25 protein-coding genes are annotated in these 25,596 nt (G+C 61.1%); 10 read left to right on the top strand and 15 right to left on the bottom strand.

What is annotated here, in order from left to right; translation table 11 throughout:
• Window positions 1-47: 47 nt before the first annotated feature.
• A complete protein-coding gene (locus V8G57_RS08565; RefSeq protein ID WP_342829001.1) occupies window positions 48-1,556 on the bottom strand; it encodes a leucyl aminopeptidase in 1,509 nt (502 codons plus the stop codon).
• Between the two features lie 38 nt (window positions 1,557-1,594).
• On the opposite strand from V8G57_RS08565, the gene lptF reads away from it, so the two are divergent.
• The 3 genes from lptF to V8G57_RS08550 are packed head-to-tail and all read left to right on the top strand — an operon-like array spanning window position 1,595 to window position 4,309.
• Complete coding sequence (lptF, locus tag V8G57_RS08560; protein ID WP_092397452.1) at window positions 1,595-2,746, top strand: LPS export ABC transporter permease LptF; 1,152 nt, start codon at window positions 1,595-1,597, stop codon at window positions 2,744-2,746.
• Window positions 2,743-3,876: an LPS export ABC transporter permease LptG gene (gene lptG / locus V8G57_RS08555; RefSeq protein ID WP_342829000.1), complete on the top strand. Its 1,134-nt coding sequence runs from the start codon at window positions 2,743-2,745 to the stop codon at window positions 3,874-3,876. Before lptF ends, lptG begins: the two co-directional genes overlap by 4 nt.
• Before the next feature lie 31 nt (window positions 3,877-3,907).
• Window positions 3,908-4,309 (top strand): sirohydrochlorin chelatase, encoded by a 402-nt coding sequence (locus tag V8G57_RS08550; protein ID WP_342828999.1) that lies wholly within the window; start codon window positions 3,908-3,910, stop codon window positions 4,307-4,309.
• On the opposite strand, the gene V8G57_RS08545 is transcribed toward V8G57_RS08550, so the two are convergent.
• Window positions 4,290-5,201: a LysR substrate-binding domain-containing protein gene (locus tag V8G57_RS08545; RefSeq protein ID WP_342828997.1), complete on the bottom strand. Its 912-nt coding sequence runs from the start codon at window positions 5,199-5,201 to the stop codon at window positions 4,290-4,292. The two genes, V8G57_RS08550 and V8G57_RS08545, sit on opposite strands and share 20 nt — an antisense overlap.
• A gap of 125 nt (window positions 5,202-5,326) precedes the next feature.
• Here V8G57_RS08545 and V8G57_RS08540 point away from each other — a divergent pair, with 125 nt between their 5' ends.
• The 4 genes from V8G57_RS08540 (at window position 5,327) to V8G57_RS08525 (ending at window position 7,146) form a co-directional block, all read left to right on the top strand.
• On the top strand, window positions 5,327-5,536 hold the full coding sequence (locus V8G57_RS08540; RefSeq protein WP_342828996.1) for a DUF3563 family protein: 210 nt from the start codon (window positions 5,327-5,329) through the stop codon (window positions 5,534-5,536).
• Between the two features lie 433 nt (window positions 5,537-5,969).
• A complete protein-coding gene (locus V8G57_RS08535) occupies window positions 5,970-6,365 on the top strand; it encodes a hypothetical protein (RefSeq protein ID WP_144738913.1) in 396 nt (131 codons plus the stop codon).
• Between the two features lie 261 nt (window positions 6,366-6,626).
• Window positions 6,627-6,830: a hypothetical protein gene (locus V8G57_RS08530; protein WP_342828995.1), complete on the top strand. Its 204-nt coding sequence runs from the start codon at window positions 6,627-6,629 to the stop codon at window positions 6,828-6,830.
• A gap of 142 nt (window positions 6,831-6,972) precedes the next feature.
• Window positions 6,973-7,146, top strand: a complete 174-nt coding sequence (locus V8G57_RS08525) for a hypothetical protein (RefSeq protein ID WP_342828994.1) — start codon at window positions 6,973-6,975, stop codon at window positions 7,144-7,146.
• 12 nt (window positions 7,147-7,158) lie between these two features.
• Here the strand turns inward: V8G57_RS08525 and cobA are convergent, their stop codons facing one another.
• From cobA to V8G57_RS08490, 7 genes are all read right to left on the bottom strand, one after another.
• Window positions 7,159-7,935 carry a uroporphyrinogen-III C-methyltransferase gene (cobA, locus tag V8G57_RS08520; protein WP_092397464.1) on the bottom strand — a complete coding sequence of 259 codons (777 nt, stop codon included), beginning with the start codon at window positions 7,933-7,935 and terminating at the stop codon, window positions 7,159-7,161.
• Between the two features lie 29 nt (window positions 7,936-7,964).
• On the bottom strand, window positions 7,965-9,311 hold the full coding sequence (locus V8G57_RS08515) for a sulfate adenylyltransferase subunit 1 (RefSeq protein WP_342828993.1): 1,347 nt from the start codon (window positions 9,309-9,311) through the stop codon (window positions 7,965-7,967).
• Complete coding sequence (gene cysD / locus V8G57_RS08510) at window positions 9,311-10,246, bottom strand: sulfate adenylyltransferase subunit CysD (RefSeq protein WP_092397468.1); 936 nt, start codon at window positions 10,244-10,246, stop codon at window positions 9,311-9,313. The genes V8G57_RS08515 and cysD overlap by 1 nt, the downstream gene beginning before the upstream one ends.
• Window positions 10,247-10,277: 31 nt before the next feature.
• Window positions 10,278-11,021, bottom strand: a complete 744-nt coding sequence (locus V8G57_RS08505; protein ID WP_342828992.1) for a phosphoadenylyl-sulfate reductase — start codon at window positions 11,019-11,021, stop codon at window positions 10,278-10,280.
• Between the two features lie 2 nt (window positions 11,022-11,023).
• Window positions 11,024-11,566, bottom strand: coding sequence for a DUF934 domain-containing protein (locus V8G57_RS08500; protein ID WP_342828991.1), 543 nt, complete (start codon window positions 11,564-11,566; stop codon window positions 11,024-11,026).
• A complete protein-coding gene (locus tag V8G57_RS08495; RefSeq protein ID WP_342828990.1) occupies window positions 11,541-13,238 on the bottom strand; it encodes a nitrite/sulfite reductase in 1,698 nt (565 codons plus the stop codon). Before V8G57_RS08495 ends, V8G57_RS08500 begins: the two co-directional genes overlap by 26 nt.
• Before the next feature lie 97 nt (window positions 13,239-13,335).
• Window positions 13,336-14,109, bottom strand: a complete 774-nt coding sequence (locus V8G57_RS08490) for a sulfite exporter TauE/SafE family protein (protein WP_342828989.1) — start codon at window positions 14,107-14,109, stop codon at window positions 13,336-13,338.
• A 243-nt stretch (window positions 14,110-14,352) separates the two neighbouring features.
• Here V8G57_RS08490 and V8G57_RS08485 point away from each other — a divergent pair, with 243 nt between their 5' ends.
• Complete coding sequence (locus V8G57_RS08485) at window positions 14,353-15,294, top strand: CysB family HTH-type transcriptional regulator (RefSeq protein ID WP_092397478.1); 942 nt, start codon at window positions 14,353-14,355, stop codon at window positions 15,292-15,294.
• Between the two features lie 124 nt (window positions 15,295-15,418).
• Here the strand turns inward: V8G57_RS08485 and V8G57_RS08480 are convergent, their stop codons facing one another.
• Together V8G57_RS08480 and V8G57_RS08475 are read right to left on the bottom strand one after the other, a co-directional pair.
• Window positions 15,419-15,877 carry a hypothetical protein gene (locus V8G57_RS08480; protein WP_342828988.1) on the bottom strand — a complete coding sequence of 153 codons (459 nt, stop codon included), beginning with the start codon at window positions 15,875-15,877 and terminating at the stop codon, window positions 15,419-15,421.
• 362 nt (window positions 15,878-16,239) lie between these two features.
• Window positions 16,240-17,835 (bottom strand): MDR family MFS transporter, encoded by a 1,596-nt coding sequence (locus V8G57_RS08475; RefSeq protein ID WP_342828987.1) that lies wholly within the window; start codon window positions 17,833-17,835, stop codon window positions 16,240-16,242.
• 191 nt (window positions 17,836-18,026) lie between these two features.
• Between V8G57_RS08475 and V8G57_RS08470 the strand changes: the two genes are divergently transcribed.
• Both V8G57_RS08470 and V8G57_RS08465 read left to right on the top strand, forming a co-directional pair.
• Window positions 18,027-19,412, top strand: a complete 1,386-nt coding sequence (locus V8G57_RS08470) for a chloride channel protein (RefSeq protein WP_342828986.1) — start codon at window positions 18,027-18,029, stop codon at window positions 19,410-19,412.
• Window positions 19,409-20,056, top strand: a complete 648-nt coding sequence (locus tag V8G57_RS08465) for a class I SAM-dependent methyltransferase (RefSeq protein WP_092401795.1) — start codon at window positions 19,409-19,411, stop codon at window positions 20,054-20,056. Before V8G57_RS08470 ends, V8G57_RS08465 begins: the two co-directional genes overlap by 4 nt.
• Window positions 20,057-20,065: 9 nt before the next feature.
• On the opposite strand, the gene V8G57_RS08460 is transcribed toward V8G57_RS08465, so the two are convergent.
• The 4 genes from V8G57_RS08460 to V8G57_RS08445 all read right to left on the bottom strand — a co-directional run bounded on the left by V8G57_RS08460 (window position 20,066) and on the right by V8G57_RS08445 (window position 25,595).
• On the bottom strand, window positions 20,066-22,321 hold the full coding sequence (locus tag V8G57_RS08460) for a mechanosensitive ion channel family protein (RefSeq protein WP_342828985.1): 2,256 nt from the start codon (window positions 22,319-22,321) through the stop codon (window positions 20,066-20,068).
• A gap of 125 nt (window positions 22,322-22,446) precedes the next feature.
• Window positions 22,447-23,424 carry a D-erythronate dehydrogenase gene (gene denD, locus V8G57_RS08455; protein ID WP_342828983.1) on the bottom strand — a complete coding sequence of 326 codons (978 nt, stop codon included), beginning with the start codon at window positions 23,422-23,424 and terminating at the stop codon, window positions 22,447-22,449.
• A 34-nt stretch (window positions 23,425-23,458) separates the two neighbouring features.
• Window positions 23,459-24,247 carry a 2-oxo-tetronate isomerase gene (gene otnI / locus V8G57_RS08450; protein ID WP_342828981.1) on the bottom strand — a complete coding sequence of 263 codons (789 nt, stop codon included), beginning with the start codon at window positions 24,245-24,247 and terminating at the stop codon, window positions 23,459-23,461.
• A 25-nt stretch (window positions 24,248-24,272) separates the two neighbouring features.
• Complete coding sequence (locus tag V8G57_RS08445) at window positions 24,273-25,595, bottom strand: MFS transporter (RefSeq protein ID WP_175501143.1); 1,323 nt, start codon at window positions 25,593-25,595, stop codon at window positions 24,273-24,275.
• Between the last annotated feature and the right edge of the window lies 1 nt (window position 25,596).

Here is a 25,596-nt window from a genome sequence, read left to right as displayed (position 1 = left end):
GGTGCCGGCATTGCTGCCGGCACCCCGTTTGCCATGCCAGGTACTGATTACTTGGCTGCGGCGGCGCGGTTCATCAGGAACGTGGTCAGCAGGGCGACCGGGCGACCGGTTGCACCCTTGGCTGCGCCGCTTTTCCATGCCGTGCCGGCGATATCCAGGTGGGCCCAGGTGTATTTCTTGGTGTAGCGCTCCAGGAAACAGGCTGCGGTGATGCTGCCGCCGGCCGGGCCGCCGATATTCGCCATGTCGGCGAAATTCGACTTCAGCTGTTCCTGGTAGCCGTCTTCGATCGGCATGCGCCATGCGGTGTCGCCGGTCGCCTTGCCGGCGCTCAGCAACTCTTCCGCCAGGGCGTCATGCGCGCTGTCGTGACGCGTGAACAGGCCGGAATTGTGGTGGCCGAGCGAAGTGACGCAAGCGCCGGTCAGCGTCGCGATATCGACCACGGCTGCCGGCTTGAAGCGCTCTACGTAGGTCAGCGCATCGCACAGCACCAGGCGGCCTTCGGCGTCGGTGTTGAGGATCTCGATGGTCTGGCCCGACATCGAAGTGACGATGTCGCCCGGCTTGGTGGCGGTGCCGGACGGCATGTTCTCAGTCGCAGGAATGACGCCGATCACGTTCAGCTTCAGCTTCAGCTCGGCGATGGCGCGGATGGTGCCCAGCACCGAACCGGCGCCGCACATGTCGTATTTCATCTCATCCATGCCGGCGCCGCCCTTGAGCGAGATGCCGCCGGTGTCGAAGGTGATGCCCTTGCCGACCAGCACGGTCGGCGCATCCTTGGCCTTGCCGCCCAGGTGCTTGACGATGATGAACTTCGGCGCTTCGCCGCCGCCGCGTGCAACCGACAGGAAACTGCCCATTTTCAGGGCTTCCAGCTGCTTGCGGTCGAGTACTTCGACCGACAGCTTGAATTCCTTGGCCAGTTTCTTGGCTGTGTTGGCGAGGTAAGTCGGGGTGCAGACATTGCCGGGCAGGTTGCCCAGTTCCTTGGTCAGGTCGATGCCGTTGGCCAGCGCCACGCCTTGCGCCAGGGCGTCCTTGGCGACAGCGGCTTTGGCGGCGGCGACCAGGAAGGCGACCTTCTTGATGCCGGATGTTGTCTCTTTTTTACTTTTCAGGGTGTCCGAGCGATAGCTGTTGTCGCGCAGCACCAGGATGCTGCTGCGGATGGCCCATGCCAGGTCGCGTTCCTTGACGGCGTCAAACGGCAGCGCCAGCAGGGCGTCGGCGCCGCCCAGCGTCGCCAGGACGCGCGCCACGCACAGGGCCGCCATCGACGTCACCTTGTCGTTCAGCTCGCCGTCCGCGCCAAGGCCGATCAGCAGCACGCGTTCGGCGGCGACGCCGGCGACTTTGCGCAGCAGCAGGGTGGAGCCTGGTTTACCGGAAATATCTCCGGACTTTAGTGCAGCAGTGATTTCACCAGATTTGTCAAGAGCTTGCGCTTGTGGCGAGAGTTTCTTGTTTTCATAGATCCCGACTGCGATACAGCCGGCTTTCAGAGAGGCAATTGAGGTTTTTGCGTCAATGGTTTTTATGCTAAAGTCCATCACTTACTCCTTTTTTTGATCCGCAATTATATTCCCCAATGATCTTTCAGCGCGCACTACGACGCGAATTAATTAGCACCGCCGGTGCAGTTTTCACTACGCTCTTCACAATTATCATCACGGTGATGCTGATCAAGATTCTGGGACAAGCAGCCGGAGGACAGATTGCGTCCCAGGACGTGGTCGCGCTGATCGGTTTCCAGTCCCTGAACTACATGCCGATCCTGCTGATCCTGACCGGCTATATCTCGGTGCTGCTGGTGGTCACGCGCAGCTACCAGGATTCGGAAATGGTGGTCTGGTTCGCTTCCGGCCAGAGCCTGGTGCGCTGGATCCAGCCGGTGCTGTGGTTCGGCCTGCCGATCATCGTCCTGACCACTTTCCTCAGTTTTGTGGCGACGCCGTGGGCCAACAGCGAGAGCGCGCAATACCGCGAACGCTTCGAGAAGCGTGAAGACATTTCCCGGGTTTCGCCCGGCAAGTTCCAGGAATCGGCGTCGGCCAACCGCATCTACTTCGTCGAAGGGCTGACCGGCGACGCCAGCAAGGTCAAGAATGTCTTCGTCAATACCCAGCAGGACGGCAAGAACAGCATCGTGGTGGCCAAGGAAGGCAATGTCGAGCTGGACAAGAACGGCGACAAGTTCCTGATCCTGTCGAAAGGGCGGCGCTATGACGTCCTCTCCAGCCAGAACGAGTTCCGGGTCATGGAGTTCGAGCGATACGGCGTGCTGGTGGCCAGCAATTCGCAAGCGGTCAATGGCGACAAGTCGGCGCGCGCCTTGCCCACCGGCGACCTGCTGAAAGACCGCAACGGCTTCAACATGGGCGAGCTGCTGTGGCGCCTGTCGCTGCCGCTGATGGCGCTATGCCTGATGCTGCTGGCGATACCGCTGAGTTTTGTCAATCCGCGGGTAGGGCGTTCGGCCAGCCTGCTGATCGCGCTGCTGCTGTTCATTACCTACAGCAACGTGACCAATATCTTCCAGGCCGCGGTAGTGCAGGGACGCATGTCGTTCGGCGTCGGCTGGTGGCCGATGCACCTGGTGGTGCTGGCCATCATCGCTTTGCTGTTCCTGTGGCGGCTCAATGTCAATAGCCGCTGCCACCCTCTGGTCATGTGGTCCGCTGTCAAGCACGCACGCCTGCTTAAAAACAAAAAAACGATCAAGAAAACGGCGGCAACATGAAAGTCCTGCAGCGTTATTTCACTTCCGAGATAGTCCGGTCCGTCCTGTTCACGCTGGCGGCGTTCCTGGCGCTGTTCGCCTTCTTCGACTTGATGAACGAGCTGCCGTCGGTCGGCCGCGGCGGCTATAAATTGCAGCACGCCTTCTTTTTCGTCGTGCTTGGCTTGCCGGGCTACGCCTATGAGCTGATGCCGATTGCGGCCCTGATCGGCACCATCTATACCTTGTCGCAATTCGCCGCGCGTTCCGAATTCACCATCATGCGCGTCTCCAGCATGTCGACCATGATGACCGCCAGGATCCTGGTCAAGATCGGCTTGCTGTTTGTGGTCGCCACGGTATTGATCGGGGAATTCGTGTCGCCCAAGAGCGCCGAGTTTGCCGAGAAGGTGAAGCTGGAGGCCAAGGGCTCGTCGATCTCGCAGAAATTCAAGACCGGCTTGTGGAGCAAGGATGTAATACGGACCGGCGGCACCAGCGGCGACATCGTCGGCTCGCGCTTCATCAATATCGGCGAAATCCGCCCGGACGGCCGGCTGATCGGCGTCAAGCTTTACGAATTCGACCGCAACCTGCACATGACGGCCCTGATCCTGGCCGGCCACGCTGACTACAAGGGCCAGCACACCTGGAACATGGAAGACGTGGTGCAGACCGATTTTGTCAACGGCACCTCGACTGAGGACATCACCAGTTCGATCGCTACCAAGAAATTCCCGAACAAGGAGCTGGTGTCGGAAATCACGCCGGAAATCCTGTCGGTCCTGTTTGCCGACCCGGACCATATGTCGGCTTACAACCTGTGGTCTTATTCCCAGCATCTGGCGGAAAACAACCAGCACACCGAGCGCTACGACATCGCGTTCTGGAAAAAGCTGGTGTACCCCTTGTCGGTCTTCGTGATGATGGCGCTGGCCCTGCCGTTCGCCTACCTGCATTTCCGCACCGGCGGCGTCAGCCTGAAGATCTTTACCGGCATCATGATCGGCGTCAGTTTCCAGCTGGTCAATACGCTGTTTTCGCATCTCGGTTTACTCAACACATGGCCGCCTTTTTTCACCGCGGCCTTGCCCAGCACCATCTTCCTGCTGATCGCCATCGGCGCCTTGTGGAAGATCGAGCGAAACTGACGCCACACCTTGCTTGAAGATAGGGTGAACCATGTCTCAGTCTGCCTCTCATTCCACACCTCGCCAGGCGCTTATCCTGTTCGCCCACGGCGCCCGCGATCCCAGCTGGGCCGCGCCGTTCGAGTCCCTGCGGCAGCTGATCCAGCGCCAGCGGCCGCAGCTGCTGGTCAAGCTGGCTTTCCTTGAATTGATGCAGCCCGACCTGCCGCAGCTGCTGCAGCAGCTGGTTGCCGCCGGCGTCAGCGAAGCCAGCGTGGTGCCGGTATTCCTGGGGCAGGGCGGCCATGTGCGGCGCGACTTGCCGGCATTGATCGCACAGGCCCGCCAGCAGCATCCGCAACTGGCCATCACGGTGGCGCAGGCGGTAGGCGAACAATCCGACGTACAGGACGCCATCGTCCGTTACTGCCTTTCTACTCTGCCGCCTGGGTAATGCTGGCGCAGGTCTGCTGTCCCTTCGTTTGCAGCCAGCCGATAAAATTCGCCAGCACCGGATCCTGGCCGCCGGGGCGGAACAGCAAGTGGAATCCTTTGTCGCGCAGCAGCAGGTCAGGGAACAGCGGCAACAGGCTGCCATGTGCGAGATCGTCCTCGATCAGGGCCAGCGATCCCAGCGCTACCCCAAGATCGGTCAGCGCTGCCTGCAAACTTAAAAAGAAATGTTCATAGATCTGGCCGGGAAGCTGGCCCTTGACCGCCACGCCGACTGCGCTGAACCAGCGCGTCCAGCTTTCCGAGCGGCTCGACAGGTGCAGCAGCGATGCCTGCAGCAGGTCGGCCGGCGCCTTGAAGCGGTGCTGCTGCAGGTAACGCGGCGACGCTACCGGCGTCAGCACGTCGTCCAGGAAGCGTATGCACTCGTACTCAGCGCGATGCATGGGACTGCGCCGTATCAGCACATCGAACGGTTCCTTGATGGCGTCGACGGCGACGGTCGAGGTGGTGACGCGGATTTCGACACGCGGGTTTTCTATCTGGAACGAGGACAGCCGCGGAATCAGCCAGCGCATCGCCATGGATGGCGTGCAGCTGACGCGGATGATGCGCACCTTGCCGGTATTGAGCAGCTGTTCGCCCGCCAGCGCGATGCGGTCGAGGCCGGCTTTGACGTCGGCAAAAAATATCCGCGCCGCCGCCGTCGGCTCGACGCCGCGCTGGCCCCTGACAAACAGGGTCTGGTCGAAATGCTGTTCCAGCAGCTTGATCTGCTGGCTCACCGCGCTGTGCGTCAGGTGCAGCTCGGCGGCCGCCAGCGTCAGGCTGCCGGTCCGTACAACGGCTTCAAATACGCGCAGCGGCTTGAGCGGTGGCAGTCGTGTTTTCATGTTAAAAAAACTTATATTGGGGATAGTTAATACGGCTTTAAGAAAAACCTGGGCGGACCTATTCTACAGCCATGGCAATCGGTTACGGAGCCTCCGATTTTTAGGCTCGCCGCTGGGAGTTCGATATGGCGTTTTCTAATATATTTTCTAATGGTAAATTGCAGCGCCTGGTACAAAAGCTGGCTGCGTCGGGCGACGGCGCAGCAGATTCGGAACAGGCTTATCTTGCGGCGTCCCGGGATCACCAGGACCTGGAGCGGCGCTTGCGGGTGCTGGATTGCCGGCACGGATCGGTCCTGCATACTTTGCGGGTGCTGAAAATCAGTTCCTATTAATTCTGCCGAACGCCGGCCGTCATCGGTGTGATGGTTCGGCAATACATATTTTGTGGCGAAAGTAAAGGGTTTTTACTTGACAGAATAGCTAGCCGGAAATATAATCCCCGCATTGCATCACATGGAGGTCCATATCTTGGACAGTTGTTCTAGTAGTAGACATGGATGGGCCCTCAGCCCGGCACATAGCGCATAACCCTTAGCAGACCTCCCTCCGCTACAGCTTGTGCTATATGCGAGCTGTAGTATCGCGGCAAGCCATGCCGCAGCGATACTCCCATCCGTTTTTTTGCAAGACCGTTTTTCGTGCCGCCATCCGGCGGATTGCGTACGGCTGTGTCTGGCCATGTGCTTGCTTCAGGCGCACAGGCTTGACGCTGGCCGCGGCAATGCGCCTGGCAGCGCGGCTGACGGAAGTGGGAAGGAGATCGCCATGCCATTCGATAAACTGCATGCATTTTTCAACAAGCGCCGTTTTGCTGCGTCCGGCGACAGCGGCGAGACAGCTTTGCCATACCGTATCGTGACCACTTGCCGCAGTTCGGAAGTGGCCAAGCTCGAAGAGCTGATGCGGCGGCTGCTGTCGGCGTATGACGTGACTTACCAGGGCAGCGAGCCTGCGATACAAGCGCATCTGACCAGCATCACGGTCGAAGTGATGTGCTCGGTGCGGGAACGCGGCGGACTGGTGCAATTGGTCACCCGCCTGGCGCAGGAAATCAGCGTGCGCAGCGTACGCTGGGAAAGCATTCCTCAGCGTTCGGCGCGTCCTGTCCAGGACCGCACCGCATCTCGCGCCCGGCATGCTGCCGCGGCGCAGCCGGCATAACCAGGAGTTAGTGAAATGGACTGTTCCAGTTGTCCGCGCTACCGGACTAAAAAATTAGCACCAGAAAATAGTAAAGCAGGCGTGAGTTTGCCTGTCCCCGTCTAGCCATCCCACCGTTCCGGTGTCGATTGGCCAGGCTGGACAGCTTGCAATCGACTGGCGGAATGTCTTTTCGCAGTCGTCCGTGCCAATGCCGGCACCTCGCCACGCTTTACATGCTGACCTTGTTTCCGAATCGGAAGCAGCACATGAAAAGGTGAAATGATGACTATCAAAACCCTGCTGGGCATGAGCTCGAACAATCGCAATAGCAGCGGCAGCAGCTGGACTTTCGGCTGGACGCCAAGCCAGGCATCGGCGCTTTCCGGCAACGCAAAAAATGCCGCCAAGCGTGAAGCCGGCCACGGCGAGCGCCAGGTCGGCGTCTACGGCGTGCTGGCGGCGCGCAATCTCAACGGGCGCTGAGCGCCGGTTGCAGTCCGAAGTCTGAAAGCCGGATCCTGCCGCTGTTGGCGGCAGGACGGCTGGTTATTTGAATGCGGCAGTTTCCCGGCATTGCAGCAACGTCGGGCCGATGCTGCCGCTAAGGAGCAAGAAGGAGCAAGAAATGAAATGGGAATTTTTGAACAAGAGAGTTGCAGTATTCCTGGTATTGACCGTAGCCGCCGCCGGCCTGGTCAGCTGGATCAATGTTTTGTCGCCTGAAGAGCGTGCCGATCAATCCGGCCAGGTCCTGCAAAAAGCGCTGGCCTCGCCGGCGCACGCCAAACCGCTGCGGTGAACGCTGACGGCGTCAGGCCGCATCCTGCCGGTCTTGCCGACCGGTTTCCAGCGTTTGCCGGGCGCGGCTTGCCAAAGCCTCGCCTATCATCACCAGCACCGGGCCTTCGCACAGCTGCAAGCCTGACTCCAGCTGATCCAGCCGCAAGCGCTGGATGCGCTGGTTGTCGCGGCTGCAGTTTTCCACTACGACAACCGGGGTCGAGGCAGCACGGCCTTGCGCCAGCAGGCGCTGCGCGGTAGCCGCCGCTTCACGCCCGCCCATGTACTGCACCAGCGTGTCGCAAGAAGGGATATTGACTTCATCCGATTCGCCGGGAGCCGTGCTCGAGGTGAAGAAGGCCACGCTGCGCGCCACGCCGCGCTTGGTCAAAGGCTGCTGCGAAGTTGCCGCTGCCGCCAGCGCGGCACTGATGCCTGGCACCACTTCGACTGCGATGCCATGCTGTTCCAGCGCCCGTAGTTCTTCATCGGCGCGGCCGAACAGCATCGGGTCGCCGCCCTTCAGACGGACTACCACTGCGTATTTACGCGCATTGTCGATCATCTGTTTGTTGATGAACTGCTGCGCGGTGGACAGCTTGCCGCAGCGTTTCCCGACCGCGATCTTCAACGCTTGCGGGCACAATGCGAGCATCTCTTCGGTGACCAGCGCGTCATGCAAGACGACATCGGCCTGCGCCAGCAGCCTGGCGCCGCGCACGGTAATCAGGTCGGCCGCGCCGGGGCCGGCGCCGATCAGGTAAACCTTGCCGTAGGCAGGTTGGCGGGAGGAGTGAGTAGCTTGCATGGCTTGCCTGTCCAATCTGTCGCTGTCAGTCAGTCGAGTCCGGGTTGCAGGCGAATCATGCCGGCAGCCACGGTCTGGTGCGTAACTTCATCAATCAGGATGAAAGCGCCGGTCGCGCGGATCGCATCGTAGGAATCGGCAGCGATGGCTTGCTGCAGGCTGAGCGAGACGCGGGCGATGTCGTTCAGCTTGAGCGATTCGGCCGGACGCCGTTCCTGGGTGTTGATATCGAGCAGCGTATCGACCTTGGAGATGCGCGCCGCGACCTGTTTGGTGCTGTGTTTCATCCAGTACTTGCGGCGCAGGTCGAGCGCGTCTTCCGACAGCCAGCAGAGGTCGGCGCTGACGGTTTTCAGCAATGCCGGCGCACGTTCGATCGAAGTCAGCATGTCGCCGCGCGAGATGTCCAGGTATTCGTCCAGCAGCAAGGTGACCGACTGGCCGACCACGGCCGACGGCAGCGAACCTTCCAGCACCAGGATGTCTTTCACCGTGGCGCTCTGGCCGCTCGGCTGCACCACCAGCTTGTCGCCCTTGTGCACCTTGCCGGCTTCGATGCGGCCCATGTAGCCGCGGAAGTCGTTGGCTTCGTGGCCGTTGTGGCGCGCCACCAGCTGCACCGGGAAGCGGAACGGCTCGTCGTGAGATTCGTCGTAGACGCTGAGCGATTCCAGCAGCTCGATCAGGGTCGGGCCCTGGTTCCACGGCATGTTGTCGCCGGCTGCCACCACGTTGTCGCCGGCCAGCGCCGACAGCGGGATGGGACGGACGTCGCGCAAGCCCAGCTGTGCTGCAAATTCCTGGTAGGCGGCAACGATGCGGTCATACACGGCCTGGTCGTAATTCACCAGGTCCATCTTGTTGACGGCGACGATCACGTGCTCGATCTGCAGCAGGTGGGCAATGGTCGAATGGCGTTTGGTCTGGGTCAGCAGTTCGACACTGCCGTCGTCGCCCAGCTTCACCTTGGAAACGTCGATCAGGATGATGACCGCATCCGCGGTTGAAGCGCCGGTCACCATGTTGCGTGTGTATTGCTCGTGGCCCGGGGTGTCGGCGATGATGAATTTACGCTTCGGCGTGGCGAAATAGCGGTAGGCGACGTCGATCGTGATGCCTTGTTCGCGCTCGGCTTCCAGGCCGTCGGTCAGCAGCGACAGGTCGATGGTGTCGCCCACCGTACGTTTGTGCTTGGCGCGCGAGATGGCGTCGAGCTGGTCGGCGAAAATGCCCTTGCTGTCGAACAGCAGGCGGCCGATCAGCGTGCTCTTGCCGTCATCTACCGAACCGGCGGTGATGAAACGCAGCAGGCCGCGTTCCAGCGGCGCGTTGTCGGCGGTGACGGGATTGGCAACGGTGTTTACAACGGCGTTCATCAGAAATATCCTTCTTTTTTGCGTTTTTCCATCGAGGCTTCCGACGTCTGGTCATCCATCCGGGTAGCGCCGCGTTCGGTGATTTGCGTCACCGCGGTTTCGGCGATGATGGCTTCCACGGTAGCCGCGTCGGAGGCGACCGGGCAGGTGCAGGAAATGTCGCCGACGGTGCGGAAGCGCACTTCACGCAGTTCCGCGGTTTCGCCTTCCCTGGCCGGCGTCAGGTCGGTCAGCGGCACCAGCAGGCCGTTGCGCGGGATCACCTGGCGCTGGTGGGCGAAATAGATCGGCGGCAGTTCAAGTTTTTCGCGCGCGATGTATTGCCAGACATCCAGCTCGGTCCAGTTGGAAATCGGGAATACCCGCATGTTTTCGCCTGGATGGACACGGGTGTTGTAGAGATCCCAGAGCTCAGGGCGCTGCGCCTTCGGGTTCCATTGGCCGAACTCGTCGCGGAACGAAAAAATGCGTTCCTTGGCGCGCGCTTTTTCTTCATCGCGGCGGGCGCCGCCGATGCAGGCGTCGAACTTGTGTTCGGCAATGGTTTCCAGCAGGGTCACGGCTTGCGCGGCATTGCGCGAATCGGTCAGCGGATTGCGCAGGCGCACCGTGCCGCGCTTGATCGAATCCTCGACCGAACCGACGATCAGGCGTTCACCCAGCTCGGCAACGCGCTTGTCGCGGAAGGTGATGACTTCTTCAAAATTGTGCCCGGTGTCGATATGCACCAGCGGGAAAGGGAATTTGCCAGGACGGAACGCTTTCTCGGCAATCCGCAACAGCACCACAGAATCCTTGCCGCCCGAAAACAGCAATGCCGGATTGCTGCACTCGGCCGCCACTTCGCGCATGATGTGGATCGCTTCCGATTCCAGCCAGTCGAGATGGCGGTTGGCGGCCTTGTCCAGGAAAAATTTTTCAACAACTGTGTTCATGTCGGTTCTTGTCATTTGAAGATGCGATGATTCAGGCGTTTGGCTGAGAGGCGGACTTGATGCGGATCAGTTTGCCGTCGACCACATGCAAGCCGCATTCCTTCGATTCGGGATTTTCCCACCACCAGCGGCCGGCGCGCACGTCTTCGCCCGGCTGGATGGCGCGGGTGCAGGGTTCGCAGCCGATCGACGGATAACCTTTGTCGTGCAGCGGGTTGTACGGCACATTATTGCCGCGGATGTATTGCCAGACATCGTCCTCCGACCAGTCGGCCAGCGGATTGAATTTGGCCATGCCGTGCGCTTCGTCCTGTTCCTGCACATGCAGTTCGGCGCGCGTCTGCGATTGCGCCCGGCGCTGGCCGGTGATCCATGCCTTGTTGCCGGCCAGGGCGCGCTTCAGCGGTTCGATCTTGCGGATCCGGCAGCATTCCTTGCGCATCTCTATGCTGTCGTAAAACGCGTTCAAGCCGTTCTGTTCGACATAGGCAGCCACAGCTTCAGGCTGCGGCCGGTATGGCGTGACGTCGTAGCCGTAGGTTTCCTTGATGCGATCCAGCATACCCAGCGTTTCGGCATGCAGGCGCCCGGTTTCCAGGGTGAAGATGGCGATCTTGCCCTGCAGCCGGTTGCGCAGGATCAGGTCGGTCAGCACCATGTCTTCGGCCGCTAGGCTGGAAGCGAACACCGCCGGCGTATATTCGGCGGCGATTTTTTCCAGCGTCGCCTTGGTGGCGGCGACCAGTTCCGGCAGTGATGAGGTCGGGCTGTTCATGGTCAGTCCTGGCTCACGGCTTGGCGCTGCACGCGGCGGAACAGCGGCGTTTTCTCATCCCACGAAGTCTGGTATTTTTCCGAGAAATCGGTCAGGCCTTTGAGGGCGTCGTTGATGTCCTTGTCGGCGCGTACCGCAAAGGCGTTGAAACCCACGCGCTGCATGTAAAACAGCTGGTCGCGCAAGACATCGCCGATGGCGCGCAGTTCGCCGTTGTAGCCAAGGCGGGTGCGCAGGTTATAGGCGATCGAATAGCCGCGGCCGTCGGTGAATTTGGGGAAGTCGACCGCGATCAGGGAAAAACGCGCCAGGTCGTCTTTCACTACGTCCGCTTGCGCATCGCTGCCCAGCCATACGCCTACTTCCGCACGCTCCAGCAATTGCGCGCGCTGGGCGGTCCAGACGCTGAACGGCACGATTACCCGGCCGGCAGGGATGCTGACGCTGTCGGCGCTGTCGCCTTCGTTCAGGCGCAGCACGCTCCAGTCGTCGGCGACGACGTTGCGGTTCTTGATGATATTAGTAGACACAGGCGTCCTCTCCATGGGTGTAGCCGGTCGGGATCGGGCTGGCGTAGACAAATTCCTTGAAGGGCGTGATGCCCAGGCGCTGCACCGTATCGATGAACAGCTCTTCTTCGGTGCGCTGCTGCACATACACGCTCAGCAGGCGCTCGATCACTACCGGCATTTGCTGCGCCGAGAACGACGGCCCGATGATCTTGCCGATGCTGGTGTTGTTGCCTTGCGCGCCGCCGATGGAAACCTGGTACCACTCGGAGCCGTCCTTGTCGACGCCGAGGATGCCGATATTGCCGACGTGGTGATGGCCGCAGGCATTGATGCAGCCCGAGATATTCAGTTCGATGTCGCCGATGTCATGCTGGAAATCGAGGTTGTCGAATTTCTCAGCGATGGCTTGCGCGATCGGGATCGACTTGGCGTTGGCCAGCGAGCAGAAATCGCCGCCGGGGCAGCAGATGATGTCGGTCAGCAGGCCGATGTTCGGCGTCGCCAGTCCTTGCGCCTTGACTGCCTGCCACACTGTAAACAGTTCGCTGATCTTGACGTCGGCCAGCACCAGGTTCTGCTCGTGCGTCACGCGCACTTCGCCGAAGCTGTACTGGTCGGCCAGGTCGGCCACGAAATCGAGCTGGGCGGCAGTGATGTCGCCAGGCGGCACGCCGGTTTTCTTGACCGAGAGGATGACGGCGGCATAGCCACTTACCTTGTGCGCCTTGACGTTGCGCTTGAGCCAGTTGGCGAACGCCTTGTTGTCTGCCTTATGCGCCTCGAAGGCGTCGTCGCCGGCAGGCAGGGTTTCGTATGGCGGCGGCGTGAAATACTGGGCGATCCGCTGCAGTTCTTCAGCCGTCAGCGTAGCCGGGCCGTCCTTGATGTCGAGCCATTCGGCTTCGACCTGGCGCGCGAATTCCTCGGCGCCCAAGGCTTTCACCAGGATCTTGATGCGCGCCTTGTACTTGTTGTCGCGGCGGCCGTGCTGGTTATACACGCGCAGGATCGCTTCCAGGTAGGTCAGCGCATGCTGCCACGGCAGGAATTCGCGGATCACGCTGCCGATGATGGGAGTACGGCCCATGCCGCCGCCGACCAATACGCGGAAGCCGACTTCGCCCTCGGCATTTTTCACCACATGCAGGCCGATGTCGTGCACGGCGGTAGCGGCGCGGTCTTGCTCGGCGCCGCTGATGGCGATCTTGAATTTACGCGGCAGGAAGGCGAACTCGGGATGGAAGGTGCTCCATTCGCGGATCATTTCAGCGTAAGGGCGCGGATCGATGATCTCGTCGGCGGCGACGCCGGCCAGTTCGTCCGAGGTCGTGTTGCGGATGCAGTTGCCGGAAGTCTGGATCGCATGCATTTCAACCGTGGCCAGCTCGGCCAGGATGTCCGGCGACTGTTCCAGGTTGATCCAGTTGAACTGGATGTTCTGGCGCGTGGTCAGGTGGCCGTAGCCGCGGTCGTACTTGCGGGCGATGTGGGCGAACATGCGCACCTGCGGCGAAGACAGCATGCCATACGGCACGGCGATGCGCAGCATGTAGGCATGGCGCTGCATGTACAGGCCGTTCTGCAGGCGCAGCGGCAGGAACTCTTCTTCCGTCAGCTCATCCGCCAGGCGGCGTCTTACCTGGTCGCGGTATTGCGCGACCCGTTCCTTGACTATCAGGTGATCGTATTGATCGTAGCGATACATCTTCGTCTTCCTTATGGGTTGCGGCCAAATTCGTCATGAACCGGCCACGCCTTTATAAATAGATGCAGGGACTGCGCTGGCGCAATCCTTTCGTAACTTAGTAAATCAGTTTTACCGCAACGCTGGTCAGCGTCAGCGCCAGCAGGCCGCGCAGGAATTTTTCCGGTACCGCGCGCGCCGCCAGCGAACCAAGCGTGATGCCAGGCACCGAGCCGAGCAGCAGGGCACCCAGCAGGTTCCAGTCGATCGAGCCCAGCCACCAGTGGCCGAGGGCGGCGATCGCGGTCAGCGGCACGGCGTAGGCGATGTCAGTGCCGGCGACTTCCGCCGGCGACAGGCGCGGATACAGCAGCACCAGGATGGTGGCGCCCACTGCGCCGGCGCCGATCGACGACATGGTGACCAGGGCGCCAAGCACCAGTCCTGCAAAAACCGTGGCCGCTGTCAGCTTCCTGCCTTGCAAATGTTTTTCCGGATGGGCGTTCAGCCAATGCTGCAGCTTGCCTTTGAACAGCAGGGCGATCACCGTCAGCAATACCGAACCCGCGATCGAATAGCGTATCACCTGGCCGATTTCGGCGCTGATGCCGCCCAGGTACTTGAGCGCCAGCGCGGTGGCGATGGCGGCCGGCAGCGCGCCCAGCGACAGCAGCTTGACGATATCCCAGCGCACGGTGCCGCGCGAGCGGTGAGCGACGGTGCCGGCGACCTTGGTCACCGACGCAAACGCGAGGTCGGTGCCAACCGCGACACTTGGATGGATGCCGAACAGCAAGGTGAGCAGAGGCGTCATCAGCGAGCCGCCGCCGACGCCAGTCAATCCAACCAATACTCCGACGGCAAAACCGCTCACTACATAAGAAACAGTCATATCACCTCGTACGAAACACCTGGAATCGTAATAAACTTCACATATATCTCCAACTACAGACTATTTATTTGCTTATATGCGCATTTGATATATGCAAATACGGCAAATACGCTTGCTTTCGGGAGCTGGAAGCAGGGGCGTCGAGGTGCAGTTGTTTTTTTGAAATGTACCGAGATTTGTTTTTTATCAAGTTTCCCGGTTGGACCGGATAGATTCTCATATAAAGAAAACCAAGGAAAATCCATGAATCTCCATCAGTTCCGTTTTGTCCGTGAGGCGGTGCGCCAGAACTACAACCTTACCGAGGCTGCGAAGGCATTGTATACCTCGCAGCCGGGTGTTTCCAAGGCGATCATCGAGCTGGAGGAAGAACTGGGCGTTGATATTTTTACACGCCACGGCAAGCGTATCCGCGGACTGACGGAGCCGGGGCGGGCGGTATTGCGCTCGGTCGAACTGATCATGCAGGAAATCGATGGCCTCAAGCGCATCGGCAACGAATATGCGGCGCATGACAGCGGCAGTTTCACGATCGCCACTACCCATACCCAGGCGCGTTATGCGCTGCCTAAGGTTGTGCAGGCGTTTACCTTGAAGTTTCCCAAGGTCAGGTTGTCTTTGTTGCAAGGTAATCCCAAGCAGGTTGCCGACATGGTGCGCAACGACCAGGCTGACCTGGCCTTGGCGACCGAGGCTATCGTCAACGCCGACGGCCTGGTGACCTTGCCTTGTTACCAGTGGGAGCATGTGGTGGTGGTGCCGCCGGATCATCCTTTATTGCAATCGAAGGCGATCACGCTGGAAGAGATCGCTGCTTTTCCGCTGATTACCTACGATAGTGCGTTTACCGGCCGGACCAAGATCGACCATGCCTTTTCTTTGCGCAACCTGAAGCCGGATGTGCTGCTGGAGGCGATTGATGCCGATGTCATCAAGACTTATGTCGAGCTGGGCATGGGGGTGGGGATTATCGCCGGGATGGCGTTCGATCCGGAGCGAGACGGCGGCTTGCGTTCGATTCCGGTTGGGCACCTGTTCGGCACCAACATTTCGCGGGCGGCAGTCAAGCAGGGGGCATATCTACGCAGTTATGTGTATACCTTCATCGAGCTGCTGGCCCCGACCATGAATCGGAAGCTGATCGAGCAGGTGATGAATGGCGAAAAGGACATGTACGAGCTATAACCACTGCAGTTAAATGGGGTCGGAGTTTTTTTTCGCGTCCTTTGCGAAAATTACTCTGACCCCATTTAACGGACCACGGAGTACATACCGCCGCGCTCGACTGATGCCGGCGCTGCGCCAGTCTTCAATACCCGGCATCCCGCACAGCATCCTCGGTAGCACGTTTCGCCACCTCTATGCGATGCATCGCATGCCGTTGCAGTTCCAGCACCCGCGGATCGTCTTCGCGCTGGCCGGTGTCGTTGCGGGCGCGTTCCAGTGCGTCGATGGCGTCGTGCAGGCGGCCGCGGTGGTCGAGGCGGGCGTCGGGGCGTTCTTCCTGGTAAATATCTTTGCCTACATATTGGGCAAGCTGGCTGATTTCACGCGTTGCCGCGTCGATTTCCGCCAGCGCCAGCTGTTCGTTCCTGCCCATCTGCCAGTTGTCGCCGGGACGGTGGTCGATCAGCCAGCGGGCGGCGTGCAGGTCAGCCAGCGCATGCAGGTATGCGCCGTGGTGGCCCGGTTCGTCGGCTTGCGCGGCGAGCGGCAGCACCGCGGGGACCAGCAGCAAGGAAAGCACGAGTTTGTGGATTGTTTTCATGGGACCTCCGGAATTGTTCTTGTGTGTCAAAGGCATGCGGGCTCAGCCATACTGCCGGCGCCGCATTGCCGATCAGCGATAGTAGTAGGGATGCGGTGCGTAATAGCCGCGTGCCGGGACGATCACGCAACCGCTGACCGCGGTACACAAAGTGATGCCGAGCACGATTAATCCGATGAGCTTTTTCATGTTGACCTTCTTTCCTGTTTGAGTTGCTACGAGGTCAGAATGCCATCGGGAGATTGATACAGGTGCTTCCAGGCGGTGTGAGATGTAACGGTTTGTTAGGTTCTCCGCTATCGGCAACAAGCGCCTGGAGCCAGGCAGAGCAGTCTGGTTGCGCCGCCCTGGACCGGCTTATGCTACTCGGAGACGACAGTCGTTTCGACCTTGGCATGCAAGGTAATGAGCGGCACTTTGCTTACCAGCCACAACGCGATCACGGTGACCACCACCGCCAGCCCGACTCCCATATGGATCGATCCGATCAGCGCTTCGCGCGCCGCTTCCAGCAGCAGCGGGCCCTGGTGGCCGGCGTTCGTCAGCTGCGCCAGCACGGTGGCCTGGGTTTCATGGCTGATCAGGATCTGCGGGTCGGCAAAACTGCTGAACCAGCTGTCCGCCTTGTCCTGCGCCAGCGCCTGGCGCACGCTGCCGGCGTACATGTGGTTGATCAGGGTGCCGATGATCGCGGTGCCGAGCATGCTGCCGATCATGCGCAGCGATTGCATCAGCGCGGTGGCGATGCCGAGGTGCTCGCGGCCGGCTTCCTGCTGGATGAAGATGGTCAGGTTGGGCAGGATGAATCCCAGGCCGAGCCCGCCTATCAGCATGAACGCGGCGATCACGCCATGCGAGGTCCAGCGGTTCGAGATCACCACGCCGAGGCAGGACAGCGCGAGCAGGCTGAAGCCGATGTAGAGCATCACGTTCGGATTCTTGATCTTGGTGATGATGCGGCCGTTGGAAATGCTGCCGAGCATGATGCAGGCCACCAGCGGCGTGATCAGCAGGCCGGCTTCCTGCGGCGACAGGCCGAAACCGCCCTGGTACAGCAGCGGCGCATAGAACATCAGCGAAAACATGGAGAACCCGCTCAGCACCGACAGCAGGAACAGGATCGACAGCCTGGGGTCGACCAGCAAGTCGAACGGCAGGATCGGCTGCGGTGTGTGATGCTCCCATTTCCACAGGGCGACGAAGGCCACGATGCTGGCGGCCAGCAGGCCCAGCATGCCAAGCGACAAGCCATGCTTGGGCAGCATCTCGACGAACAGCTGCAGGCATCCCAGCGACGCGGTGATCAGCAGGGCGCCCGGCCAGTCGAGGCGGATCTTGGCGTCAGGATGGGTATGGCGCAGGTGCGGCAGGTATTTGTAGACGAAGAACAGCGACAGCACGCCGACCGGCAGGTTGACGTAAAACACCCAGCGCCAGCCCCAGTATTGCGTCAGGAATCCGCCCAGCGAGGGTCCCACCGCGGTCGCGATGCCGAACGCCGTGCTCATCATCACTTGCCAGCGCAGGCGCACGTGGGCGCCGGGGAACAGGTCGGGGATGCAGGCGAACGCAGTGCCCACCAGCATGCCGCCGCCGATGCCCTGCAAGCCGCGCGCGATCACCAGCCACAGCATGCTGTTGGCCATGCCGCACAAGATGGAGGCGGTGGTGAACAGCAGGATGGAGACCAGCACGAAGGGCTTGCGGCCGTAAAAATCGCCGAGCCGCCCGAAAATCGGCACGGTGATTACCGAGGTCAGCAGGTAAGAGGTCGCCACCCAGGCGTACAGCTCAAAACCTTTTAATTCGGCAACGATGGTCGGCAACGCCGTGCCGACCACGGTCGAGTCCAGCGCCACCAGCATCACCACAAAGGCGATGCCGAGCATGGCAAGCAGGGATTCACGGAACGGTAAAACCTGGTCGCTCGAGTGAGCGGAGGCGGAATGGATAGCCATATTGTTGTTTATCGGCGGAACCGCCGGTTGGGGGAACGGGGCACTGATTACCGTAACCAGCCTGCGCAGGGCGAGGGCCGATTCATTATTGCAAACACAAGATCATACGCCTCTTGGCGCGTTTCTGCTGCTCCTCCGCCGCCCCTGGCCGATATCGTATTGGGGGATTTGCCCGGCGATAATTTATAATCATGTCTTTGCGCCCAAATCCGATGAATCCGCTGCCTCCCAGTTTTTCCGACCAGACGCTGCGCCAGCTGCGGCGCGCCTGGCGCAAATACGGCATTTTATGGCTAGGCGCGGTGCTGGTAGGCTTGATCGCGGTGCTCTACGCCTGGCTGATGGATGTCGGCTTCGGCATGTTTCGTTCCATGCAGCAGTCGCATTTCTGGTTGCCGCTGTTTATCACGCCGGCGGTCGGCGCCTTGTGCGTATGGGCCACGCGCCGTTATTTTCCCGGTTCCGAAGGCAGCGGCATTCCGCAAGTGATCGCGACGCTGGAAGAAGACACCAGCCAACGCGGTGAATCGCTGCTGTCGCTGAAAATCTTGGCGGGCAAGATCGGGGTGTCGTTCATCGGCATCCTGGGCGGCTTCACCATCGGCCGCGAAGGGCCTACGGTACAGGTCGGCGCAGCCTTGATGTTCAACCTGCGGCGCCTTTATCCGCGCGCCAGCGCGGCATTGGAACGGCGCCTGATACTGGCGGGGGCGGCGGCCGGCTTGTCGGCGGCTTTCAATACGCCGCTGGCCGGGATCGTGTTTGCGATTGAAGAACTGACGCGCAGCTTTGAACATCGCGCCAGCGGCGTCGTCATTACCGTGATTATTTTTGCCGGCGCGGTGGCGCTCGGCTTGAACGGCAACTATACCTATTTCGGCACGATACAGATCGACAGCACAATGACCGACATGGTGGCGCTGGCAGTGCTGGTTACCGGCATCCTGACCGGCGTCGCCGGCGGCATGTTCGGCTGGCTGCTGTTGAATACCAAGCGCTGGATCCCGGCCCGGGTCCAGCATCTGCGCAGCACCCGCCCGATCGCTTTCGGCGCGCTGTGCGGCTTGCTGGTGGCGGTGATCGGCGTGATTGCCGGCGGCGCCACTTTCGGCAGCGGTTATGTCGAGGCCAAGGGCGTGCTGGAAGGGCAGCAGCAGCTGTCAGTGTTTTATCCTTTCCTGAAAATGGCGTCGATGGTGTCGTCCTACCTGCCCGGCATCCCCGGCGGCATTTTTGCGCCGTCGCTGTCGATCGGCGCCGGTTTCGGCAACCTGCTGCACCAGGTGTTCAGCCACACCCCGTTGCCGATGCTGATTGCGCTGGCGATGGTGGGCTACCTGGCGGCCGTCACGCAATCGCCGATCACCGCATTCGTGATCGTGATGGAAATGATCAACGGCCATGTGCTGGTGATCTCCCTGATGGCGACGGCACTGATCGCCAGCCGGGTGTCGCGGCTGTTTGTGCCGCCGCTGTATGACGCGCTGTCAGAGCGCTATCGGGTCGCCGCGAGTGCGGCGCTCGTCAATTTGGAAAAAACGGAAGTTAAGCAATTAGGAAATGAGTCGGGAAAATGATTAATACAGATATGGTGGCTTATTACGCCAAACGCGCTTCGACTTACGAAGAGATTTACCAGCGCCCGGAGCGCCAGGATGAACTGCTGACCCTGCAGGTGCGGGTGCAGGAACTGATGGAAGGCCACGATGTGCTGGAGCTGGCCTGCGGCACCGGATTCTGGACCGAACAGATCGCCGCTTCGGCAAAATCGGTCTACGCTACCGATATCAACCCGGAGATGATCGAACTGGCCAAGGCCAAGCAACTGCCGGCCGGCAAGGCGACTTTCGCGCTGGCGGACCTCAATACATTCCAGCCGGACCGTCCGTTCACCGCCTGTTTCCTGGGTTTCTGGTGGTCGCACGTAGGGCGCCAGGACCAGGTGCGCTTCATCGCCCAGCTGCGTGAAAAATTGGGCAAGGATATCTTGCTGGTGATGATAGACAACGGCTACGTCGAGGAACAAAGCACGCCGATCGCCCGCACCGATGCGGATGGCAATACCTACCAGTTCCGCACCCTGCCCAACGGCGAACGCTACGAAGTCATGAAGAATTTCCCGACCGACAGCGGCTTGCGCAAGAAGCTGGCGCCGCTCACGCGCGAACTGCGCATCCTGCGGCTCGAATACTACTGGCTGCTCAGCTGCCGCATCAAATAAGGTCGCGCACTAACTCTTGGCGCCGGCCGCAGGCGCTGCCGGGGAGGAATCCGGCAGCGCGGTGTCTGCCGCGGCCAGCGGAAAATTCGCCCATTCGGTGGCGAAATGCACCTTTGGGTCGTCATCCACTTTTTTCTTGATGCGCAGGTTGAAGCTGCGCGTGACTTCATTCTGGGTTTGCGGCTTGGTGCGGATGCCGGCCAGCAGCGCCACGCCGTTCAAGTCGAAGCCATTGACCCCGTAGATCTCGATCGGCTGCAGCAGCAGCCTGCGCAGGCGGCGGTCTTCCAGCATTTCGGCGCCGGTTTCGCGCATCAGGCGCAGCGCATGGTCGACGTCTGAATCGTGGGTGATGCTCAGCTTGAGCGAGGCATAGGTATATTCGCGCGAATCGTTCTTGATCGCCGTGATCTGTGAAAACGGCACGCTGTGCACCGAGCCGTTGCTGTCGCGCAGGCGCACGGTGCGGATGGTCATGTTTTCCACCGTGCCGGCATGGCCGTTGCCGACATCGACCCAGTCGCCGACCGACATCGAATCTTCCATCAGGATGAAGACGCCGGTGATCAGGTCCTTCACCAGCGATTGCGAACCGAAGCCGAACGCTAGCCCGACCACCCCGGCCGAAGCCAGCAGCGGCGTGACATTGATGCCCAGGTTGGCCAGCGTGGTGATGATGGTGATGGCCAGGATCAGCAGCATCAGCGCATTGCGCAGCAGCGGCAGGATGGTGCGCATGCGGGTGCTTGGGTTCTTGCGCGCGTAACGGCTGTTGCGGGTCGGATTGATGGCTTCCTGGATAAAGGTGTCGAGCAGGATCCAGACCAGCCAGGCCACCACCAGCGTCAGGCCGATCTTGCCCAGCGCCGAAACGATCATCTGGCCGATCAGGGTGGCGTTGGCGAATTCCAGCAGCGAATGTTCCCAGATCCTGGTCAGCAGTTCGAAGAAACCAATCCACAGGGCCAACTGCAGCAGGCTGAAGCCGACGTTGCTGAGGCGCAGGATGTAAGGAGATTGCCGCCGCGTCGCCACCGCAGTCGTCTTGCGGGCGCGCACGCGCTGCAGCAGCGCGCTGATGAAAAACATGGCGATCAGCAGCGCCGCGCTGGCCAGCGCATGGTTGAGCGCCGAATTGTTGCTCGACAAATCGAGGATGGTGGCGACGCTGACGGTGACGCTCAACAGCAGGATCGGTATGTACCAGAACGCGGCGATCACTTCCAGCGTTTCCATGCGCGCCGGATGGTCGCGCCGCACCGCCAGCGGCCGGTTGCGGATGATGTGCGCCACCGGGCGCCGGAACAGCAGGGCGAACATGCCGCCCAGTATCGCCGCCACCAGGCTGGCCAGGGTCGCCGTCACGCCGGCCAGGTGGACGCCGATGATCTGGTTCACATGAGGATTGTCCAGGGCGTCGCCAAGCCAGCCGGCGCAGCCGATCACATACAGCAGGTTAAAGCCGCGCTGGTACAGGATATGCACCGCAACCATGCGGTGGCCGCCGTGCGACAGCGAAAAAATGATGGCGCAGACGGCCTGGAACAGACGCGCGCCGACCAGGGTGTACAGCAGCACGGTGGCCAGGGTCCGTCCCAGCGATTGTCCGTGCGCGCTATCCAGGCTGATGGTGACCGAGATTTCCACCACCAGCGCCAGCAATATCGGTGCGATATGGCGCCAGATATACAGCAGCAATTCCTTCATGCTGGGATCGGACGACAGCTTCGTCTCGACCTTGAAGCGCCGCTGCAGCCACTTGCCGAGATAGTACAGGGCAACGGCGACGGCGCCGAACAGGGCCAGCATGGCGAGGAAGCTGGCCAGCGCCTGCCATCCGGTTTCCGACTCCTGGCGCTGCAGGATGGTCGACAGGTCTCCCCAGGCCAGTGAAAACTGCTGGTTCCAGAATTTTTCCGGCGTGACGACTTGCTTCAGGTGCGCCTGGAAAGCATCGAGGCTATTGGAAATCAGGCCGATGAAGCCCTTTTGTTCGGGCGACGCCTTGCTGTTCTGCTGCTCCGCCTGGATCAGCGTGGCTACCAGGCTGCCGGTGGCGGGATTGCTTTGCAGGACCTTGGATAGCGAGTCCAGCGCGGAGGGCGCCGGCGCTGCGGCGGGCGGGGTGCTGGCGCCGCTGGCGGAAGCCGCCGCGGCCGCGGCCGCGTGAACCGGCCCGGCGCCGGCCAGCACCAGGCTCAGCAGCAAGCTGCACAGCATGCCCATCAGCAAGCGGACTATGGAAGGGGAAAAGCTGGTCTTCATGTCGGCTGGGCAAAAGTCATAAAGTGACAATCTTACCGTACCGCTGCCGTATGGTCCGCAAGTTAAGCGCATGTCAAAAAAACATGCATGCGCCGGTCAATCGGCGGCAGCCAGCCGCTGCAGGCTTACGCCGCCGGCAAATCGTCTTCCATGTAGGCGCGCACGATGTCGTCGAAGCCGGCGTCGCCGGTAAAACCCAGCGCCGTCGCCCGGCTGGCGTCCCAGGCTCCCGGCCAGCTTGAGATGATGCGGTCGATCGCCGGATCGTGGACCCATTCCACCCGCGCCGCGACCTGTTTGCCTGCGACCCGCTCCAATGCCGCGACCATGTCGGCGACGGTAACCGAGATCCCCGGCAGGTTGACGGTGCGGCTCTTGCCGAAGGCTTCGGCCGGCAGCGTGTAGCCGTGGATCAGGCTGGCGATCACTTTGCGCGGCGACAGCAGCCACAGGCGTACATCCGGCGCTACCGGGCAAACGGCGGGCTGGCCGTTGAGCGGTTCGCGGATGATGCCGCTGGCGAAAGACGAGGCGGCCTGGTTGGGCTTGCCGGGCCGCACGCTGATGGTCGGCAAACGCAATACGCGGCCATCGACAAATCCTTTGCGGCTGTAATCGTTGAGCAGCAGTTCGGCGATCGCCTTTTGCGTGCCGTAAGACGATTGCGGATTGAGCGCGGTATCGTCCTGCACCACGGCCGGCAGCACGCCGCCGAATACGGCGACGGAACTGGTGAAAATCACGCGCGGCACATTGGCGCAGGAACGGCAGCGTTCCAGCAGCAGGCGCGATGCGTCGAGGTTGATGCGCATGCCCAGGTCGAAATCGGCTTCGGCCTGGCCGCTGACAATCGCCGCCAGGTGAAACACCGCCGCCGTCTGCGGCGTGATCACGCGCTCCAGCAAAGCGTGCTCGGTGATGTCGCCGGTGACTTGCTCGATCCGGGCGTCGTCGAAGCCGGCGGCGGCGGCCACGTCGACCAGGGTGATCTTGCTGATGGCTTGCAGCTGGCCGCTGCGGTCCGGCAGGCTGCCTTGCTTGAGCAGGCTGCGCGCCAGGCGCTGGCCGAGGAAGCCGGCGCCGCCGGTGATGACTACTTGCATGGCAATTCCTTATTGAGCGTTGTTCGAAGCTTGTTTATAACCACGGCTTGAGCCAGCCCAGGCCGTCGGAAGTGGCGGCGCGCGGCCGGTATTCGCAACCGATCCAGCCCTGGTAGCCGAGGGTGTCGATCAGCTCGAACAGGTACGGATAATTGATTTCGCCGATATCGGGTTCATGCCGTTCGGGCACGCCGGCGACCTGGATGTGGCCGATGCCGGCCTGCGGCCGTACCATGTCGCGCTTGAGCTTGACCGCCAGGTCGCCTTCGACGATCTGGCAGTGGTAGAGGTCGAACTGCACTTGCAGGTTGCGGGCGCCGACCTCGGCGCAGATCGCCTGGGCATCGTCCTGGCGGTTCAGGAAGAAGCCGGGAATGTCGCGCGTGTTGATTGGCTCGATCACGATCGTGACGCCATGCACAGCCGCTTCCGCCGCCGCGTAGGCGAGGTTTTCCAGGTACACGGCGCGATGGCGGGCGCGGTCCTGCTGCGGCTGGATCAGGCCGGCCATCACGTGCAGCTTCTGGTTGCCGAGCGCTTGCGCATATTCCAGGGCGGTGGCGACGCTGCGCTTGAATTCATCTTCGCGTCCCGGCAGCGAGGCAATGCCGCGTTCGCCGGCGGCCCAGTCGCCTGGAGGTGCGTTGAACAGCGCCTGCGTCAAGCCGTTGTCGCGCAGCCTGGCCTGCAATTCGGCGGCGGCATGCTCGTACGGGAACAGGAACTCGACGCCCTTGAAACCATCCCTGGCCGCAGCCGGAAAGCGGTCAAGGAAAGCGTGCTCGTTGTACATCATGGTGAGGTTGGCGGCAAAACGCGGCATTGCTGGACTCCCGGAAAATGCATGGTTAGCGGTTGACCATCTTGGGCGGCGTGCGCAAGATGGCGATCGAACCTATCACCAGCATGCCTGCAAGCATGAACATGCCGGTCTGGTTATTGTGCGTCGTATCTTTCAGCCAGCCGACCAGGAACGGGCTGACGAAACCGGCCAGGTTGCCGACCGAGTTGATCACCGCAATGCCGGCGGCAGCGCCGGTGCCGGACAGAAAGGCGGTCGGCAGCGACCAGAACAGCGGTGAGCAGGTCAGCACGCCCATCGCGGCCAGCGACAGGAAAGCGATTGCAATCACGGTATTGTCGGCGGCAATCGCGGACACCACGAAGCCGACGGCGCCCAGCAGGGCCGGCACGATCAGGTGCCAGCGCCGTTCACGCAGGCGGTCGGAGCGGCGGCCGATGAGGATCATGGCGAATACGGCGCACACGAAAGGAATCGCACTGATCAGGCCGATCTTGAAATCGCCGACGACGCCGGAAGCCTTGACCAGGGTCGGCAGCCAGAACGTCAGGCCGTACTGGCCCATGACGATGCAGAAGTAGATCAGGCACATGTGCCAGATGCGGATATCCTTGAATACGGCTGCGGTGGATTTCGGGCTCTGCTTATCTTTCTGGTCGGCGCGGATTTCCGCTTCCAGGAAATCCTTTTCCGCTTCAGTCAGCCACTTGGCTTTGCGGATGCTGTTGTCCATCACGAAAAACACGGCGATACCAACCAGGATTGCCGGTATCGCTTCGATCATGAACATCCATTGCCAGCCGTGCCAGCCGCTGGAGCCGTGGAACGATTGCATGATCCAGCCCGACAGCGGATTGCCGAAAATGCCGGATACCGGAATCGCCGCCATGAAGGTGGCGACCACCTTGGCCCGCCGGTGCGAGGGAAACCAGTAAGTCAGGTAGAGGATGATGCCGGGATAGAAACCGGCTTCCGCCAGGCCCAGCAGGAAGCGCAGGACATAGAACTGGGTAGGCGTCTGGACCCAGGCGAAACAGGCCGACAGTATGCCCCAGGTGATCATGATGCGGGCGATCCACAGCTTGGCGCCGACCCGGTTCATGATCAGGTTGCTGGGCAGTTCGAACAGGAAATAACCGAGGAAGAAGATGCCGGCGCCGAGGCCGAAAATGGTTTCGCTGAACCCCAGGTCCTGCGACATCTGCAGCTTGGCAAAACCGACGTTGACGCGGTCCAGGTAGGCCACCACGTAACACAGCATGATGAACGGCACAAAGCGCCAGAATACTTTCTTGTACAGGTTTTCGGCTTGTTCGGCCGGCAGGCTTGCAGTTGCCTGCGCGCCTTTCTTTATAATCGTTGCTGACATC

It is taken from the genome of Collimonas rhizosphaerae (assembly GCF_038896935.1).
In the GTDB taxonomy this organism is placed as follows: Bacteria; Pseudomonadota; Gammaproteobacteria; order Burkholderiales; family Burkholderiaceae_D; genus Collimonas; species Collimonas rhizosphaerae.
The sequence above is the reverse complement of the archived record's forward strand: the minus strand, read 5'-3'. Positions and strand labels throughout refer to the sequence as shown.

What these genes read in the sequence shown, in the direction of transcription:
- V8G57_RS08565 (WP_342829001.1), bottom strand. Translation starts at nt 1,556, where the DNA reads ATGGACTTTAGCATAAAAACCATTGACGCAAAAACCTCAATTGCCTCT.
- lptF (WP_092397452.1), top strand. Translation starts at nt 1,595, where the DNA reads ATGATCTTTCAGCGCGCACTACGACGCGAATTAATTAGCACCGCCGGT.
- lptG (WP_342829000.1), top strand. Translation starts at nt 2,743, where the DNA reads ATGAAAGTCCTGCAGCGTTATTTCACTTCCGAGATAGTCCGGTCCGTC.
- V8G57_RS08550 (WP_342828999.1), top strand. Translation starts at nt 3,908, where the DNA reads ATGTCTCAGTCTGCCTCTCATTCCACACCTCGCCAGGCGCTTATCCTG.
- V8G57_RS08545 (WP_342828997.1), bottom strand. Translation starts at nt 5,201, where the DNA reads ATGAAAACACGACTGCCACCGCTCAAGCCGCTGCGCGTATTTGAAGCC.
- V8G57_RS08540 (WP_342828996.1), top strand. Translation starts at nt 5,327, where the DNA reads ATGGCGTTTTCTAATATATTTTCTAATGGTAAATTGCAGCGCCTGGTA.
- V8G57_RS08535 (WP_144738913.1), top strand. Translation starts at nt 5,970, where the DNA reads ATGCCATTCGATAAACTGCATGCATTTTTCAACAAGCGCCGTTTTGCT.
- V8G57_RS08530 (WP_342828995.1), top strand. Translation starts at nt 6,627, where the DNA reads ATGATGACTATCAAAACCCTGCTGGGCATGAGCTCGAACAATCGCAAT.
- V8G57_RS08525 (WP_342828994.1), top strand. Translation starts at nt 6,973, where the DNA reads ATGAAATGGGAATTTTTGAACAAGAGAGTTGCAGTATTCCTGGTATTG.
- cobA (WP_092397464.1), bottom strand. Translation starts at nt 7,935, where the DNA reads ATGCAAGCTACTCACTCCTCCCGCCAACCTGCCTACGGCAAGGTTTAC.
- V8G57_RS08515 (WP_342828993.1), bottom strand. Translation starts at nt 9,311, where the DNA reads ATGAACGCCGTTGTAAACACCGTTGCCAATCCCGTCACCGCCGACAAC.
- cysD (WP_092397468.1), bottom strand. Translation starts at nt 10,246, where the DNA reads ATGAACACAGTTGTTGAAAAATTTTTCCTGGACAAGGCCGCCAACCGC.
- V8G57_RS08505 (WP_342828992.1), bottom strand. Translation starts at nt 11,021, where the DNA reads ATGAACAGCCCGACCTCATCACTGCCGGAACTGGTCGCCGCCACCAAG.
- V8G57_RS08500 (WP_342828991.1), bottom strand. Translation starts at nt 11,566, where the DNA reads ATGGAGAGGACGCCTGTGTCTACTAATATCATCAAGAACCGCAACGTC.
- V8G57_RS08495 (WP_342828990.1), bottom strand. Translation starts at nt 13,238, where the DNA reads ATGTATCGCTACGATCAATACGATCACCTGATAGTCAAGGAACGGGTC.
- V8G57_RS08490 (WP_342828989.1), bottom strand. Translation starts at nt 14,109, where the DNA reads ATGACTGTTTCTTATGTAGTGAGCGGTTTTGCCGTCGGAGTATTGGTT.
- V8G57_RS08485 (WP_092397478.1), top strand. Translation starts at nt 14,353, where the DNA reads ATGAATCTCCATCAGTTCCGTTTTGTCCGTGAGGCGGTGCGCCAGAAC.
- V8G57_RS08480 (WP_342828988.1), bottom strand. Translation starts at nt 15,877, where the DNA reads ATGAAAACAATCCACAAACTCGTGCTTTCCTTGCTGCTGGTCCCCGCG.
- V8G57_RS08475 (WP_342828987.1), bottom strand. Translation starts at nt 17,835, where the DNA reads ATGGCTATCCATTCCGCCTCCGCTCACTCGAGCGACCAGGTTTTACCG.
- V8G57_RS08470 (WP_342828986.1), top strand. Translation starts at nt 18,027, where the DNA reads ATGTCTTTGCGCCCAAATCCGATGAATCCGCTGCCTCCCAGTTTTTCC.
- V8G57_RS08465 (WP_092401795.1), top strand. Translation starts at nt 19,409, where the DNA reads ATGATTAATACAGATATGGTGGCTTATTACGCCAAACGCGCTTCGACT.
- V8G57_RS08460 (WP_342828985.1), bottom strand. Translation starts at nt 22,321, where the DNA reads ATGAAGACCAGCTTTTCCCCTTCCATAGTCCGCTTGCTGATGGGCATG.
- denD (WP_342828983.1), bottom strand. Translation starts at nt 23,424, where the DNA reads ATGCAAGTAGTCATCACCGGCGGCGCCGGCTTCCTCGGCCAGCGCCTG.
- otnI (WP_342828981.1), bottom strand. Translation starts at nt 24,247, where the DNA reads ATGCCGCGTTTTGCCGCCAACCTCACCATGATGTACAACGAGCACGCT.
- V8G57_RS08445 (WP_175501143.1), bottom strand. Translation starts at nt 25,595, where the DNA reads ATGTCAGCAACGATTATAAAGAAAGGCGCGCAGGCAACTGCAAGCCTG.